13 protein-coding genes are annotated in these 14,156 nt (G+C 71.0%); 8 read left to right on the forward strand and 5 right to left on the reverse strand.

What is annotated here, in order from left to right:
* The first annotated feature begins 40 nt into the window (after nucleotides 1-40).
* From RWS82_RS08745 to RWS82_RS08770, 6 genes are all read left to right on the forward strand, one after another.
* A complete protein-coding gene (locus tag RWS82_RS08745; RefSeq protein WP_314648958.1) occupies nucleotides 41-244 on the forward strand; it encodes a cold-shock protein in 204 nt (67 codons plus the stop codon).
* A gap of 354 nt (nucleotides 245-598) precedes the next feature.
* Nucleotides 599-1,627 carry an iron-siderophore ABC transporter substrate-binding protein gene (locus RWS82_RS08750; RefSeq protein ID WP_314648960.1) on the forward strand — a complete coding sequence of 343 codons (1,029 nt, stop codon included), beginning with the start codon at nucleotides 599-601 and terminating at the stop codon, nucleotides 1,625-1,627.
* Nucleotides 1,628-1,660: 33 nt separating this feature from the next.
* Nucleotides 1,661-2,704 (forward strand): iron ABC transporter permease, encoded by a 1,044-nt coding sequence (locus RWS82_RS08755; protein WP_314648962.1) that lies wholly within the window; start codon nucleotides 1,661-1,663, stop codon nucleotides 2,702-2,704.
* Nucleotides 2,701-3,792 carry an iron chelate uptake ABC transporter family permease subunit gene (locus tag RWS82_RS08760; RefSeq protein WP_314648965.1) on the forward strand — a complete coding sequence of 364 codons (1,092 nt, stop codon included), beginning with the start codon at nucleotides 2,701-2,703 and terminating at the stop codon, nucleotides 3,790-3,792. Before RWS82_RS08755 ends, RWS82_RS08760 begins: the two co-directional genes overlap by 4 nt.
* Nucleotides 3,789-4,589: an ABC transporter ATP-binding protein gene (locus RWS82_RS08765; protein ID WP_314648968.1), complete on the forward strand. Its 801-nt coding sequence runs from the start codon at nucleotides 3,789-3,791 to the stop codon at nucleotides 4,587-4,589. Before RWS82_RS08760 ends, RWS82_RS08765 begins: the two co-directional genes overlap by 4 nt.
* Nucleotides 4,579-5,532 (forward strand): siderophore-interacting protein, encoded by a 954-nt coding sequence (locus RWS82_RS08770; RefSeq protein ID WP_314648970.1) that lies wholly within the window; start codon nucleotides 4,579-4,581, stop codon nucleotides 5,530-5,532. The genes RWS82_RS08765 and RWS82_RS08770 overlap by 11 nt, the downstream gene beginning before the upstream one ends.
* 166 nt (nucleotides 5,533-5,698) lie before the next feature.
* Here RWS82_RS08770 and RWS82_RS08775 read toward each other — a convergent pair whose 3' ends face one another.
* Entirely contained in the window at nucleotides 5,699-6,541 is an 843-nt protein-coding gene (locus tag RWS82_RS08775) for an alpha/beta hydrolase (RefSeq protein ID WP_314648972.1), read from the reverse strand.
* A gap of 96 nt (nucleotides 6,542-6,637) precedes the next feature.
* Between RWS82_RS08775 and RWS82_RS08780 the strand changes: the two genes are divergently transcribed.
* Both RWS82_RS08780 and RWS82_RS08785 read left to right on the forward strand, forming a co-directional pair.
* Nucleotides 6,638-7,201, forward strand: a complete 564-nt coding sequence (locus tag RWS82_RS08780; RefSeq protein ID WP_314648974.1) for a TetR/AcrR family transcriptional regulator — start codon at nucleotides 6,638-6,640, stop codon at nucleotides 7,199-7,201.
* A gap of 100 nt (nucleotides 7,202-7,301) precedes the next feature.
* Nucleotides 7,302-8,102 carry a tryptophan-rich sensory protein gene (locus RWS82_RS08785; protein WP_314648976.1) on the forward strand — a complete coding sequence of 267 codons (801 nt, stop codon included), beginning with the start codon at nucleotides 7,302-7,304 and terminating at the stop codon, nucleotides 8,100-8,102.
* Nucleotides 8,103-8,202: 100 nt separating this feature from the next.
* Here RWS82_RS08785 and RWS82_RS08790 read toward each other — a convergent pair whose 3' ends face one another.
* Genes RWS82_RS08790 through kdpB form a run of 4 tightly spaced genes read right to left on the reverse strand, consistent with a single transcriptional unit; the run spans nucleotide 8,203 to nucleotide 14,154 of the window.
* Nucleotides 8,203-8,874 (reverse strand): response regulator, encoded by a 672-nt coding sequence (locus tag RWS82_RS08790; protein ID WP_314648977.1) that lies wholly within the window; start codon nucleotides 8,872-8,874, stop codon nucleotides 8,203-8,205.
* On the reverse strand, nucleotides 8,871-11,381 hold the full coding sequence (locus RWS82_RS08795; protein ID WP_314648978.1) for an ATP-binding protein: 2,511 nt from the start codon (nucleotides 11,379-11,381) through the stop codon (nucleotides 8,871-8,873). Before RWS82_RS08795 ends, RWS82_RS08790 begins: the two co-directional genes overlap by 4 nt.
* The gene (gene kdpC / locus RWS82_RS08800; protein WP_314648979.1) at nucleotides 11,378-11,980 is read right to left on the reverse strand and encodes a potassium-transporting ATPase subunit KdpC; all 603 of its coding nucleotides are present in this window, start codon (nucleotides 11,978-11,980) and stop codon (nucleotides 11,378-11,380) included. Before kdpC ends, RWS82_RS08795 begins: the two co-directional genes overlap by 4 nt.
* 29 nt (nucleotides 11,981-12,009) lie before the next feature.
* On the reverse strand, nucleotides 12,010-14,154 hold the full coding sequence (gene kdpB, locus RWS82_RS08805) for a potassium-transporting ATPase subunit KdpB (protein ID WP_314648986.1): 2,145 nt from the start codon (nucleotides 14,152-14,154) through the stop codon (nucleotides 12,010-12,012).
* Nucleotides 14,155-14,156 lie beyond the last annotated feature (2 nt).

Consider the following 14,156-nt stretch of genomic DNA (forward strand, 5'->3'; position numbering starts at 1 on the left):
GCCGTGTAGATGCGGCCAGCTCAACAGAAAGAAGAAACACATGGCCACCGGCACTGTGAAATGGTTCAACTCGGAGAAGGGCTTCGGCTTCATCGCTCCCGATGACGGCACGGACGACCTCTTCGCCCACTACTCGGCGATCACCGGCAACGGCTTCAAGGAGCTGCGCGAGAACCAGAAGGTCGAATTCGACGCCGAGCGTGGCCCCAAGGGCATGCAGGCTGCGAACATTCGCCCCCTCTGATCCTTCGTGATCGAACAGCCGGTCGGCCCCTTCGGGGGCCGGCCGGTTTTTTCGTCCCCTCCGCCCGTCCCCTCCGCCCGTCCCCTCCCACCCGTCCCTTCCCACCCCTCCCCTCTGCTCCCGTCGCACTTTCTGTCGCCCGAGCTCCGGCCAGGCGACAGAAAATGCGACGGGAGCTGCGAGGGAGTGAGGGGAGTGGGAGAGGGAGAGGGGGAGGGAGAGGAGGGGGAGAGGGAAGGGGGGAGGGGGCGGGGGCGAATTGAGGATTGCCTTACTTCGGGTTACATTAGGTGAGCCTTACCGAAGCCGACGCCCTCGCGTCGCAGCCCTCCACCCGAACAGATGGGACCACCCGTGCGCTCTTCTCGTCTCCTCGCTCTCGGTGCCGCCGCGGCCCTTGCGCTGAGCCTCTCGGCCTGCGCCTCCGCCGCGCCCGAGAGCGACGCCGCCCCCGACGCCAACCCCGCTTCCGACGACGCGTTCCCCGTCACGATCGAGCACGCGTTCGGCGAAACCACGATCACCGAGAAGCCCGAGCGCGTCGCCTCGATCGCGTGGGCGAACCACGAGGTGCCCCTCGCGCTCGGCATCGTGCCGGTGGGTATGAGCAAGGTCACCTGGGGCGACGACGACGACAACGGCATCCTGCCCTGGGTCGAGGAGAAGATCGACGAGCTCGGCGGCGAGACCCCGGTGCTCTTCGACGAGACCGACGGCATCGACTACGAGGCCGTCGCCGACACGCAGCCCGATGTGATCCTCGCCTCGTACTCCGGCCTGACCGAGGAGGAGTACGACACCCTCTCGAAGATCGCCCCGGTCGTCGCCTACCCCGAGGTCGCCTGGGGCACCCCGGTCGACGAGATGATCGAGATGAACTCGAAGGCCCTCGGGCTCGAGGAGGAGGGCCAGGCCCTCATCGAGAAGATCGACGCCGAGGGCAAGGCCGCACTCGAGGCCACCCCCGCGTTGCAGGGCAAGAAGGTGCTCTTCGCCTACCTCGACCCGTCCGACCTCAGCCAGGTCGGCTACTACACCGCGACCGACACGCGCCCCGGCTACCTGCACGACAACCTCGGCCTGCCCTACCCGGCACTCGTCGAGGAGAGCGTGGGCAGCACCAAGTTCGACCTGACGGTCAGCGCCGAGGACGCGGCGAAGTTCGACGACGTCGACCTGTTCGTCGCCTACGGCGACGACTCGCTCCTCGCGACGCTCCAGGCCGACCCGCTGCTCTCGAAGATCCCGGCCATCGCCGAGGGCCACGTCGCGATCCTTCCGAACTCCACCCCGATCGCGGCATCCGCCAACCCGTCGCCGCTGTCGATCTCGTGGGGCATCGACGACTACCTCGCGATGCTCGCCGAGCCGCTCGCCGGCTGATCGGCTCGTCCGCATCAGCGGAGTGAACAGCACGTGACCTCAGTAACAGCCCTCGCGCCGGCCGCCGCAGATCTGCGGCGGCCGGCGCTGGCGCGCATCACCTGGCTCCTCGTGGGCCTCGGGGTGCTCGTCGTGTTGAGCATCCTGTCGATCTCGTTCGGCGTGCGAGCCGTGTCGTTCGACGACATCGTCGCGGCGCTCGGCGGCCAGACCGACACGATCGAGCAGGCGGCCATCGTCAAGCGCATCCCGCGCACGGTGCTGGCGCTGCTGGTGGGCGCCGCGCTCGCCCTCTCGGGGGCGACGATGCAGGCGGTCACGCGCAACCCGATCGCCGAACCGGGCATCCTCGGCATCTCGAACGGCGCCTCGCTCGCCGTCGTGCTCGGCATCGCGTTCTTCGCGGTGCACGACCCGGTCGGGCAGATGTCCTTCGCGATCGTCGGTGCGGCGGCCGCGGCGGTCTTCGTCTACACGGTCGGATCGCTCGGTCGAGGCGGGGCGACCCCGCTCAAGCTCGCTCTCGCCGGCGCGGCGACCTCGGCCGCCTTCGCCTCGCTCATCAGCGCGGTCATGCTGCCGCGGGTCGATCTGCTGCAGAACTTCCAGTCGTGGCAGGTCGGTGGGGTCGGCGGCGCCGAGTGGTCGCGTATCGCCCTGACCGCCCCGGTGCTCGCGGTCGGCGCGCTCATCTGCCTGCTCAGCGCCCGCGGCATGAACTCCCTCGCCCTCGGCGACGACATGGCGAAGGGCCTCGGCGAGAACGTCGGCCGCACGCGCATGATCTCGGCCCTCGGCTCGGTGGTGCTCGCCGGTGCCGCCACTGCGATCGCCGGTCCGATCGGCTTCGTCGGCCTGATCATCCCCCACGTGTGCCGCATGCTCGTGGGCACCGACCACCGCTGGCTGCTGCCGTTCTCGGCCCTCGCCGGCGCCGCGCTCCTCACCGCGAGCGACATCGTCGGCCGGGTGATTTCGCCGTCGTCGGAGGAGATCCAGGTCGGCATCATCACCGCGATCATCGGAGCCCCGTTCTTCATCTGGATCGTTCGCCGTCAGAAGGTGCGTGAGCTGTGAGCACGACCGAGCACCCCGTGTCCGCCGAGCACACTCTCGATCGTGGCGACGAGACGGTCGCGCACCGCGTCGCGCGCATCATCGCCGGCCGTCGGGCGCGTCACCGCCGTCACGCCGTCGCGACGATCGTCCTCGCCGTTCTCGTCTTCGCGCTGTTCGCCGTGGCCCTCATGTTCGGCAACACGTTCTACACCCCCGACCAGATCATCCGCGTCATGCTGGGCGAGACCGTGCCGGGGGCATCCTTCACCGTCGGCGACCTGCGCCTGCCGCGCGCGCTGCTCGCGATCCTGGTGGGCCTCGGTTTCGGCATGGCCGGTGTCTCGTTCCAGACCCTGTTGCGCAACCCGCTCGCCTCGCCCGACATCATCGGCGTGTCCAGCGGGGCCGGGGCGGCGGCGGTGTTCGGCATCGTCGTGCTCTCGCTCAACGGCCCGCTCGTGTCGCTGTTCGCCCTGGGCGGCGCGGTCGTGACGGCCCTCGTCATCTACCTGCTGTCGATCAAGGGCGGCTTCGCCGGCACCCGGCTGATCCTCATCGGCATCGGCATCGCGGCGATGCTGCAGAGCCTCATCTCGTACATGCTCTCGCGGGCGGCCAACTGGGACATCCAGGTCGCCATGCAATGGCTCACCGGAAGCCTCAACAACGCCTCCTGGGAGCGTGTGCTGCCGATGCTGATCGCGGCCGCCGTGCTGGTGCCGCTGATGCTCTCGCAGGGGCGTGCGCTCGGAGCGCTGCAGCTCGGCGACGACTCGGCCTCCGGGCTCGGGGTGCGGGTGACGCTCACCCGACTGCTCTTCATCCTCGGTGCGGTCGGACTCCTGGCGTTCGCGACCGCGGCCGCCGGTCCGGTCGCCTTCGTGGCCTTCATGGCCGGCCCCATCGCCGCACGCCTCACCGGCCCCGGCGCGAACCTGCTGCTGCCCAGCGCATTGGTGGGCGCGGCGCTCGTGCTCGGCAGCGACCTCATCGCGCAGTTCCTGCTCGGCACCCGCTACCCGGTCGGCGTGGTGACCGGCGTGCTCGGCGCCCCGTACCTGATCTATCTGCTCATCCGCACCAACCGCTCGGGAGGATCGCTGTGACCGTCTCGCACAGCCTGTCGGCCGAGGGCGTCACCCTCGCGTACGGCGACCGCACCATCATCGACGGCCTCGATCTGTCGATCGCTCCCGGCAAGATCACGACGATCGTCGGCGCGAACGGATGCGGCAAGTCGACGCTGCTCCGGTCGCTCGCCCGCCTGCTCTCGCCGAACGCGGGGCAGGTCGTGCTCGACGGGAAGTCGGTGCACTCGCGGCCGACGAAGGAGGTCGCCCGCATCCTCGGCCTGCTCCCGCAGTCGCCGGTCGCGCCCGAGGGCATCGCCGTCGCCGACCTCGTCGGTCGTGGACGGCATCCGCACCAGAAGGCGCTCGCCCGCTGGACCGCCCACGACTACGAGGTCGTCGCCGACGCCCTCGACGCCACCGGTATCGCCGACCTCGCGGACCGCAGCGTCGACGAGCTGTCGGGCGGACAGCGGCAGCGCGTGTGGATCGCGATGGCGCTGGCGCAGGAGACCGACATTCTGCTGCTCGACGAGCCGACGACCTTCCTCGATGTCGCGCACCAGGTCGAGGTGCTCGACCTGCTCACCGACCTGAGCGTCGCCCGCGGCACCACCATCGTGATGGTGCTGCACGACCTCAATCTGGCGGCGCGCTACGCCGACGAGCTCGTGGCGATGAAACAGGGCCGCGTGCATGCGATCGGCGCCCCGGCCGACGTCGTCACCGCCGAGCTCGTCGAAGAGGTCTTCGGCCTCGCCAATCAGATCACCATCGATCCCGTCTCGGGCAAGCCGATGGTCACACCCATCGGGAGGCACCATGTCCGCTGAGACCGCGACCACCGAGAAGCCGGCCTACGTGCTCGCCCGCGCCGCGGTGCGGGGCGTCGAGCGGGTGTCGCCGAACTTCGTGCGAGTCACGTTCGGCGGCGACGAGCTCGACGAGTTCGCCACCCCGGGGAGCGTCTTCGACGTGCGCATCAAGCTCATCTTCCCGCCCGCCTCCGGCATCCTCCCGCCGCTCGATCGAGACACCGACGACTGGTGGGGTTCGTACCTCGCGGTGCCGGAGGACGAGCGCGGTTCGATGCGCACCTACTCGGTGCGCGATCTGCGGGTGACGGATGCCGGCACCGAGGTCGACGTCGACTTCGTGCTGCACCTCGCGCCCGGTCTCTCGGGCCCCGCATCGCGCTGGGCCAGCACCGCATCGGTCGGCCAGGAGCTGTTCCTCATCGGTCCGCGCCGCGGACGAGTGGGCCTCGGTGGCGTCGAGTACGCGCCGGGTGGGGCATCCTCGGTGCTGCTCGTCGGTGACGAGACGGCGGCGCCGGCCATCGCGCGCATCCTCGAAGACGCCCCGCGCGACCTCCGCGGATGCGCGTTCATCGAGGTGCCGGAGCCGGCCGACGCCCTGCCCATCGATGCCCCCGCCGGGGTCGAGGTGCGGTGGCTGCCGCGTGCCCAGGGCGAGCCGCACGGATTCGAGCTCATCCCCGCGGTGCTCGCCCACCTGGGTGACGACGACGCGGGCGACGAGATCCGGGTGAAGGACATCGAGGGCGACGACCTGCTGTGGGAGACGCCGGCGTATTCGGCGTCGGGTGAGGAGATCGCGGCGGCGGATGCTCCGGGCGACCGGTACTTCTGGATCGCGGGCGAGAGCGGCGTCGTGACCACGCTGCGGCGGCACCTCGTGAAGGACCTCGGCATCGACCGGGGGCAGGTGGCCTTCATGGGCTACTGGCGCCGCGGCGTCGCGATGCGCGGCTGACGCGCATCCACCCCGTCCCCGTCGGCCGGGCGAAAACGGAGACGACCTCCGCCTGCACCGGGGTGTCGGGCCCCGACGCGCCGACCGCGGCGCGAACGGTCTGCGTTTCGGGCTCGACCGATACGACGAAGGGCCCGGCAGGACGCCGGGCCCTTCGCGTGCGGGGTTACTGGGCGAGGAAGCTCTTCAGTGCGGCGTTGACCTCGTCGGCGTGCGTCCAGAGCAGACCGTGCGGGGCACCCTCGACCTCGACGTACTCGGCCGCGGGAACCGCCTGGTGGAACCGGCGCGCGGTGGCGTCGATGGGAAGGATGTTGTCCTTCGTGCCGTGCAGGATGAGCGTGGGCTTGGCGGCGGCGGCCACGGCCTCCACGTCGGCGCGGAAGTCTTCGATCCAGGCGGGCACCACGGCGTAGGCGGCGACGGGTGCGCTGCCGACCGCGACGTTCCAGCTGCCGGTGACGGCCTCCTGGCTGATGCGCGAGCCGAGGTTCTCGTCGAGGTTGTAGAAGTCGTTGTAGAACTGCGTGAACCAGGCGAAGCGGTCGCCCTTCGCGGCGGCGGCGATGCCGTCGAACACGTCCTGCGGCACGCCCTCGGGGTTGTCGTCGCGCTGCACGAGGAACGGCTCGAGCGAGGCGAGGAAGGCGAGCTTCGCGACGCGCTCGTGGCCGTAGCGGCTGACGTAGCGGGCGAGTTCGCCGGTGCCCATTGAGAAGCCGACGAGCACGACGTCGCGCAGGTCGAGGGTCTCGAGCACGGTGTTCAGGTCGGCGGCGAAGGTGTCGTAGTCGTAGCCGGCGTTGACCTTCGACGAGCCACCGAAGCCGCGGCGGTCGTAGGTGATGACGCGGTAGCCCTGGTCGAGCAGTTCGCGGGTCTGGCGCTCCCAGCTGTGGCCGTCGAGCGGGTAGCCGTGGATCAGGACGACGGGCTGCCCCGAACCCTGGTCTTCGTAGTAGAGCTCGATCGGGGTGCTGTTCTCGTTTCCGACGGTGATGTAACCCATGATCCTGGTCCTTTCGGTTCCGGTGAGAACGATCGTTCTCGCTCGATGTGTCCAACATAGAGAACGTTCGTTCTCGTGTCAAGTAAACTTCTGGGCATGACCGAAGACGACGCTCGCGAGCGCATCCTCGCCGCCGCCGAGGAGCTCTACTACCGCAAGGGATTCGCGGCTGTCGGCATGGACGAACTCCGGCAGGCCGCCGGGGTGTCGCTGCGTCGCCTGTACGGACTGTTCCCCGCCAAGACCGACATCGTCGCCGCCGTACTGGCTCGCCGGCACGGCGAATGGGAGAGCGGACTGCAGGCGGCCGTCGCGGATGCCGGAGACGACGCGCGGGCTCGGTTGCTCGCGGTCTACGGGTACCTCGAGGACTGGTTCTGCTCCGACGGGTTCCGCGGGTGCGCCTTCATCAACGCATTCGGGGAGCTCGGCGGCACGAACCCCGAGGTGGCCGAGATCGTGCGGGCGCACAAGGCCTCGTTCCAGCGGTACATGTCCGAGCTCGTCGCGCGCAGCGGCGGGTCGAGCGCGCTGGCCGCGCAGTTGTCGATCCTCGCCGAGGGCGCGCAGAGCACGGCAGCGATATCGGGCGACTCGTCCGCCGCTGCTCAAGCGCGCGCGGCGGCCGAGGTTCTGGTGGATGCGGCGACGGCCGCCTGAGGCATCCGCCTGTCGGGGGCATTCGCTAGCCAAGCTAGAGGATAGCCTGGCGAGAGTCAAGGGGATGGGTCGCCACGCGAGCGGCGCGTAGCGTGCCCGCATGGAGACGCAGACGAAGACCCCCACGGCGGGCATCGCCCGTCAGAGCCTCATCATCGCCGCGGCCGTGTTCATGCTGATCGCGGCAGCCGTCGGCGCCGGCGCCTTCGGCGGAGCATCCGTCGACGACCTGCAGGACGGAGCCCTCTCGGCCCAGGGCTCGTACCTGGCACCGGCGGGCCCCGCGTTCTCGATCTGGTCGCTGATCTACGTCGGGCTGTTGGCGTACACGGTCTGGCAGGCGCTGCCCGCGCAACGGACGGATGCCCGGCAGCAGGCCGTCGGCGGATGGATCGCCCTGTCGATGGTGCTCAACGGACTCTGGCTGGTCACCGCCCGCTTCCTCACCCTGTGGCTCACCGTGCTCGTGATCGCCCTGCTGCTCGCGACGCTCGCTCGTGTGATCGTGCTGCTCGGGCGCTTCCCCGCGCGGAACCTCGCCGACCGCATCCTCACCGACGGCGCCAACGGCCTGCACTTCGGCTGGGTGACGATCGCGACCGTCGCGAACACGGCCGCGTGGCTCACCCAGATCGCTCCCGCCAGCTGGGCCGATGCGGCGGATGCCTGGGCGATCGGCGTTCTCATCGTCGTGCTCGTCATCGGAGCGGCGGCCGCCTGGGCGACGAAGCGCCTCGCGCCGGCTCTCGCGACGTCGTGGGGCCTCGTGTGGCTCGCCGTCGGGCGCCTTACCGGCGCGCCCGAGAGCACGCCGACCGCCGTCGCGGCGTTCATCGTCGCCGCCCTGCTCGTGCTCACTGCCGTCGTTGCCGTGATTCGGGGCCGGGGCGCGCGTCGCTGAGACGCCACCCGTCGCCGAGACACCATTCCTCGCGTGAGAAGCCACGGGGCACGTGGTGTCTCACGACGGATGTGGTGTTTCGGCGCGGCCCCCGCCGGCGTCAGACGACGAGGCGGTAGCCCATGCCCGACTCCGTCAGCAGGTGCACGGGCGCGCTGGGCTCGCGCTCCAACTTCTTGCGCAGCTGCGACATGTACAGGCGCAGATAGCCCGAGTCCGAGACCTGCTCGCTGCCCCAGATCTCCTTCAACAGGTCCTGCCGGGTCACGAGGGCGCCCGGATGCCGGGACAGATGCTCGAGCATCCGCCACTCGGTCGGGGTCAGGTGCACCCGCAAGCCGCCCCGCGTGACCGTCTTCGTGGCCAGGTCGACCACGACATCGCCGAACGCGACGGTCGACTCCCCGCCGGCCGGCACCGCGCGACGCGAGAGGGCGCGGAGGCGCGCGAGCAGCTCGTCGACCTGGAACGGCTTGGTGACGAAGTCGTCGGCCCCGGCATCCAGCGCCTCGACCTTGTCGGCCGACCCCGTGCGGCCGGAGACGACGATGATCGGCACGTTTGTCCAGCCGCGCAGGGCCTGGATCACCTCGATGCCGTCGAGTCGCGGCATGCCGAGGTCGAGCATGATGAGGTCGGGGTGGGCCTGTGCGGCCGCGGCGATCGCGGCGGCGCCGTCGGCCGCCACCACCACCTCGTACCCGTGCGCGGCGAGCGTGATGCGCAGCGCCCGCACCATCTGCGGATCGTCGTCGGCGATGAGGAGCTTCACTCCGTGCCCTCCGTGTCGGCGCCGGCGAGCGGCAGCGAGATGACCATGGTGAGTCCCCCGCCCGGGGTGTCCTCGGGTGTCAGGCTACCGCCCATCCCCTCGGTGAATCCGCGCGAGAGCGCGAGCCCCAGGCCCAGGCCCGTGGTGTTGTCGGTGTCGCCGAACCGCTGGAACGGCTGGAACATGCTGTCGCGGCGGTCGGCCGGAACGCCCTCGCCGCGGTCGACGATGCGGATCTCGGCATGGTCGGCCACCGCGCTCGTCGACACCAGCACGCGGGTGCCGTCGGGGGAGTGCCGATGCGCATTGGCGAGCACGTTCACCAGCACCCGCTGCAGCAGCACCGGGTCCGCGCGCAGTGCGGGCAGCGAGGGGTCGAGCGCGAGGTCGACGTCGGCCGGCCCGAGACCCAGCTCGTCGACCGCGGCGAGCACCGGACCCGTCGCGTCGAGGCGCGTCGCCGACACGGCCAAAACCCCGGCCTGCACGCGGCTGACGTCGAGCAGGTCGGTGACGAGCGTCGACAGGGTCGCCAGGCTCTCGTCGGCGGTGGCGAGCAGTTCGGCGCGGTCGTCGGGCGACAGGTCGTGAGCGGCCCGCAGGCCGCCGATCGCCGCGACCGCCGACGCCAGCGGACGGCGCAGGTCGTGGCTGAGTGCCGAGAGCAGCGCGCTGCGCACCTGATCGGTCTCGGCGAGGGCCTCGGCCTCGGCGGCGGTGGCGCGCAGGTCGGTGTGCTCGAGAGCGGCGACGAGCTGCGCGACGATCGCGTCGAGAAGGCGGCGGGCCGGGGCGTCCAGGGCGTCGCCGCTCAGTTCGAGCACGCTGCCGGTCGACCCCACCGGCAGGCGGGTGGCGCGACCGTCGGCCAACGGTTCCCCGTCGGAGGCGAGCACCTCGCCGTCGGCCCCGAGCAGTCGCACCCCGCTCAAACCGAACGCCTCACGGGCGCGGCTGACGAGGGCGAGCACGGCGTTGTCGCCGCGCAGCACGTTGCCCGCGACCGCGGCCAGCAGCTCGGCCTCGGCGGTCGCGCGGGTCGCCGTGCGGGCGCGGCGCGCCGCCTGGTCGACGATGATGCTGACGAGCACCGCGATCACCACGTACAGGGCGAGGGCGAGCACGTGCAGCGGATGCGCGACGGTGATCGTGAACTGCGGCGCCACGAAGAGGAAGTCGAGGGTGACCCCCGAGAGCACGGCGGCGAAGACGGCGGGACGCACACCGCCGATCAGCGCCACCACCACGACGAGCAGCTGGTACGCCAGCACCTCGGACGTGATCGACTCGGGGCTTCGGAAGGCGAACATCAGCCACGACAGCAGCGGGCCGAACACGAGGGCCACGGCGAACCCGAGCGCCTGGCGCCGCCACCCCAGCGCGCCGCCCGAGATGCGGGGGAGCGCGAGCCGGCCGCCCGCCGCAGCATGGGTGACGATGTGCACATCGATGTCGCCGGAGCGGCGGATGACCTCCGACCCAATCCCCGGGCCGGTGAGTGCGGCGGCGAGGCGTCCGCGGCGGCTCACGCCGATCACGAGCTGCGTCGCGTCGGCGCCCTGCGCGAACTCGACGAGCGCCGCGGGGATGTCGTCGCCGATGATCTGGTGGAAGCTGCCGCCGAGCGACTCGACGAGCGCCCGCTGGGCCGCGAGAGCCCCCGGGGCCTCGTCGCGCAGGCCGTCCTGGCTCGACACGTGCACCGCGAGCAGCTCGCCCCCGGCGGCGCGGGCGGCGATGCGGGCGCCGCGGCGCAGCAGCGTCTCGCCCTCCGGGCCCCCGGTGAGGGCCACGACCACGCGCTCCCGCGCCTGCCAGGTGCTGTCGATGCCGTGATCCGCGCGGTAACTGCGCAGAGCGCTGTCGACCTCGTCGGCGAGCCACAGCAGCGCGAGTTCGCGCAGCGCCGTGAGGTTGCCGAGGCGGAAGTAGTTCGACAGCGCCGCGTCGATGCGCTCGGCCGGGTACACGAGTCCGGCCGACAGGCGGTCGCGCAGCGTCTGCGGCGCGAGGTCGACGACCTCGATCTCGTCGGCCGCCCGCACCACGGCATCCGGGATCGTCTCCTGCTGCGCGATGCCCGTGATCTTCTCGACCACCGCGTTCAGCGATTCGATGTGCTGCACGTTCACGGTCGTGACGACGTCGATCCCAGCATCCCGCAGCGCCTCGACGTCCTGCCAGCGCTTGGCACGCGTCGAACCGGGGATGTTCGTGTGCGCGAGTTCGTCGACCAGCGCGATCTCGGGCCGCCGGGCGATCACGGCGTCGAGGTCGAGCTCGGTGAGCAGAACCCCGCGGTGCTCGTCGGTGCGCCGCGGCACCTCGGGGAGGCCGATGGTCTGGGCGAGGGTCGCGGCGCGGCCGTGGGTCTCGACGACGGCGATCACCACGTCGTGCCCGTCGTCGAGCAGCCGGCGCCCCTCGACGAGCATCTCGTAGGTCTTGCCGACGCCGGGTGCGGCACCGAGGAGAACGCGGAGCTTGCCCCGCCGCTCTCGTGTCATTCGCCCTCCTGCGCGTCGAGAGCGAGATTGAGCTCGGCGGCGTTGATGCGCTCCTCGCCGAGGAATCCCAGATCCCGCCCTTGAATCCTAGACTCCACGAGCGAGCGCACCGCGTCTTCGTCGAGGCCGCGCGCCGCCGCCACCCGCGGCACCTGCAGCAGCGCGTAGGCGACGCTGATGTGCGGGTCGAGTCCCGAGGCGGACGCGGTGACCGCGTCCGCCGGCACGTCGGCGGGGGAGACCCCCTCGCGTTCGGCGATCGCGGTGCGCCGTTCGTCGATCGCCGCGATGAGGTCGGCGTTCTCGGGGCCGAGGTTGCTGCCGCTCGATGCGGCGCCGTCGTAGCCGTCGCCCGCGGCGGACGGGCGCGACTGGAAGTACTCGGGTAGCGCCTCGCCGTCGGCATCGGTGAACGACTGCCCGATGAGTGCGCTGCCCCGGTCGTCGGGGAGCGGTGAGCCGTTCGCCTGCCAGGGGAGCAGCAGCTGGCCGATGCCGGTCACGACGAGCGTGTACGCGACGCCGAGCACGAGCGTGAGCACGAGCATGGTGCGGATCGCGACGCCGGTCGTGCGCAGGGTGGTGCGGGTGGAGGACATGGGATGCCTTTCGTGCGAGCCGAGTGGGCTCAGAAACCGGGGAGGAGGCTCACGGCGAGGTCGATGAGCTTGATGCCGATGAACGGCGCGATCACGCCGCCGAGGCCGTAGACGAGGAGGTTGCGCTGCAGGATCTGCGAGGCGCTCACCGGACGGTACTTCACGCCGCGGAGGGCCAGCGGGATGAGGAAGACGATCACGATCGCGTTGAAGATGATCGCGCTCGTCACCGCGGACGCCGGGGAGTGCAGCTGCATGATGTTGAGCACCGCCAACCCCGGGAACACGCCCATGAACATCGCCGGGATGATGGCGAAGTACTTCGCGATGTCGTTCGCGAGCGAGAACGTGGTGAGCGCGCCGCGGGTGATGAGCAGCTGCTTGCCGATGCGCACGATGTCGATGAGCTTGGTCGGGTCGGAGTCGAGGTCGACCATGTTGCCCGCCTCCTTCGCCGCCGACGTGCCCGTGTTCATCGCGACGCCCACGTCGGCCTGCGCGAGCGCCGGGGCGTCGTTCGTCCCGTCGCCGGTCATCGCGACGAGACGGCCGCCCTCCTGCTCGCGGCGGATGAGTTCGAGCTTGTCCTCGGGGGTCGCCTCGGCGAGGAAGTCGTCGACCCCGGCCTCGGCGGCGATCGCCTTCGCGGTGAGGGGGTTGTCGCCCGTGATCATGACCGTGCGGATGCCCATGCTGCGCAGCTCGTCGAATCGTTCGCGCAGCCCCTCCTTGACGATGTCCTTGAGGTGCACGATGCCCAGGAGGCGCTCGCCGGAGCGGTCCTTCACCGCGACCACGAGCGGGGTGCCGCCGCTCTCCGACACCATCGCGGTACGGCTGGCCACCTCGGCGTCGGTCTGCGTCGAGGCCGTCGACAGCCACGCGCGCACCGCGGAACCGGCGCCCTTGCGGATCTGCGCGCCGTCGGCGAGGTCGAGTCCGCTCATGCGGGTCTGCGCGGTGAACGGCACGATCACGGCGTCCGCCGGCTCGTCGACGCGGATGCCGCGGGAGGCGGCCAACTCGACGATCGACGCACCCTCGGGGGTGGGGTCGGCGAGCGACGACAGCGCAGCCAGCCGCAGCAGCTCGTCGGCGTCGACACCGGGCAGCGGAAGCACCTCGTGGGCACGGCGGTTGCCGTAGGTGATCGTGCCGGTCTTGTCGAGCAGGAGCGTGGTGACGTCGCCCGCGGCCTCGACCGCGCGCCCCGACATCGCGAGCACGTTGCGCTGCACGAGACGGTCCATGCCGGCGATGCCGATGGCCGACAGCAGCGCGCCGATCGTGGTGGGGATGAGGCACACGAGCAGCGCGATGAGGACGGGGATGCTCACCGGCGACGCCGCGTACGAGGCGATCGGGTTGAGTGCGAGCACCACGATCACGAACACGATCGACAGGCTCGCGAGCAGGATGTTCAGCGCGATCTCGTTGGGCGTGCGCTGACGGCTCGCGCCCTCGACGAGCGCGATCATGCGGTCGACGAACGTCTCGCCCGGCTTCGACGTGATGCGCACGACGATGCGGTCGGACAGCACCCGGGTTCCGCCGGTGACGGCGCTCCGATCGCCGCCCGACTCGCGGATCACCGGGGCGCTCTCGCCCGTGATCGCCGACTCGTCCACCGTCGCGATGCCGGCGAGCACGCCGCCATCGCCCGGGATCAGCTCGCCCGCCTCCACGACCACGACATCGTCGCGCTGCAGCTCGGCCGACGACACCTCGGCGGTCGCCGCGCGGTGGGCACCGGCATCCGTCGTCGCGTCGTAGGCCACGACTCGGCGTGCCATCGTGCTCGTGCGGGTCTTGCGCAGGCTCGCCGCCTGGGCCTTGCCGCGGCCCTCGGCGACCGACTCGGCCACGTTCGCGAACAGCACGGTGAGCCACAGCCACACCGCGATGCCCGCCGTGAACGGGGCCGGCACGGGCGTGCCGCCCGACTCACCCGGCCCGCCGAGGAAGGGCTCGGCGATCGCGAGCAGCGTGGTGAACGCGGCGCCGACCCACACGAGCAGCATCACGGGATTGCGCACGAGCGCGGCCGGGTTGAGCTTGCGCAGCGCCCCGGGCAGGGCCGCCGCGAGCTGCGGCCACCCGAACGTGCGGGTCTTCGGGGCGTCGACGGGGGCGGATGCCGGGGCATCCGTCTCGGGGGTGGTGATGAGGGTCATGG

Source organism: uncultured Microbacterium sp. (assembly GCF_963528945.1).
Taxonomy (GTDB): Bacteria; Actinomycetota; Actinomycetes; order Actinomycetales; family Microbacteriaceae; genus Microbacterium.

Coding starts and splice junctions, on each gene's coding strand:
- kdpC (WP_314648979.1), bottom strand. CDS start 11,980: ATGTCCTCCACCCGCACCACCCTGCGCACGACCGGCGTCGCGATCCGC.
- RWS82_RS08745 (WP_314648958.1), top strand. CDS start 41: ATGGCCACCGGCACTGTGAAATGGTTCAACTCGGAGAAGGGCTTCGGC.
- RWS82_RS08775 (WP_314648972.1), bottom strand. CDS start 6,541: ATGGGTTACATCACCGTCGGAAACGAGAACAGCACCCCGATCGAGCTC.
- RWS82_RS08770 (WP_314648970.1), top strand. CDS start 4,579: ATGTCCGCTGAGACCGCGACCACCGAGAAGCCGGCCTACGTGCTCGCC.
- RWS82_RS08795 (WP_314648978.1), bottom strand. CDS start 11,381: ATGACACGAGAGCGGCGGGGCAAGCTCCGCGTTCTCCTCGGTGCCGCA.
- kdpB (WP_314648986.1), bottom strand. CDS start 14,154: ATGACCCTCATCACCACCCCCGAGACGGATGCCCCGGCATCCGCCCCC.
- RWS82_RS08780 (WP_314648974.1), top strand. CDS start 6,638: ATGACCGAAGACGACGCTCGCGAGCGCATCCTCGCCGCCGCCGAGGAG.
- RWS82_RS08785 (WP_314648976.1), top strand. CDS start 7,302: ATGGAGACGCAGACGAAGACCCCCACGGCGGGCATCGCCCGTCAGAGC.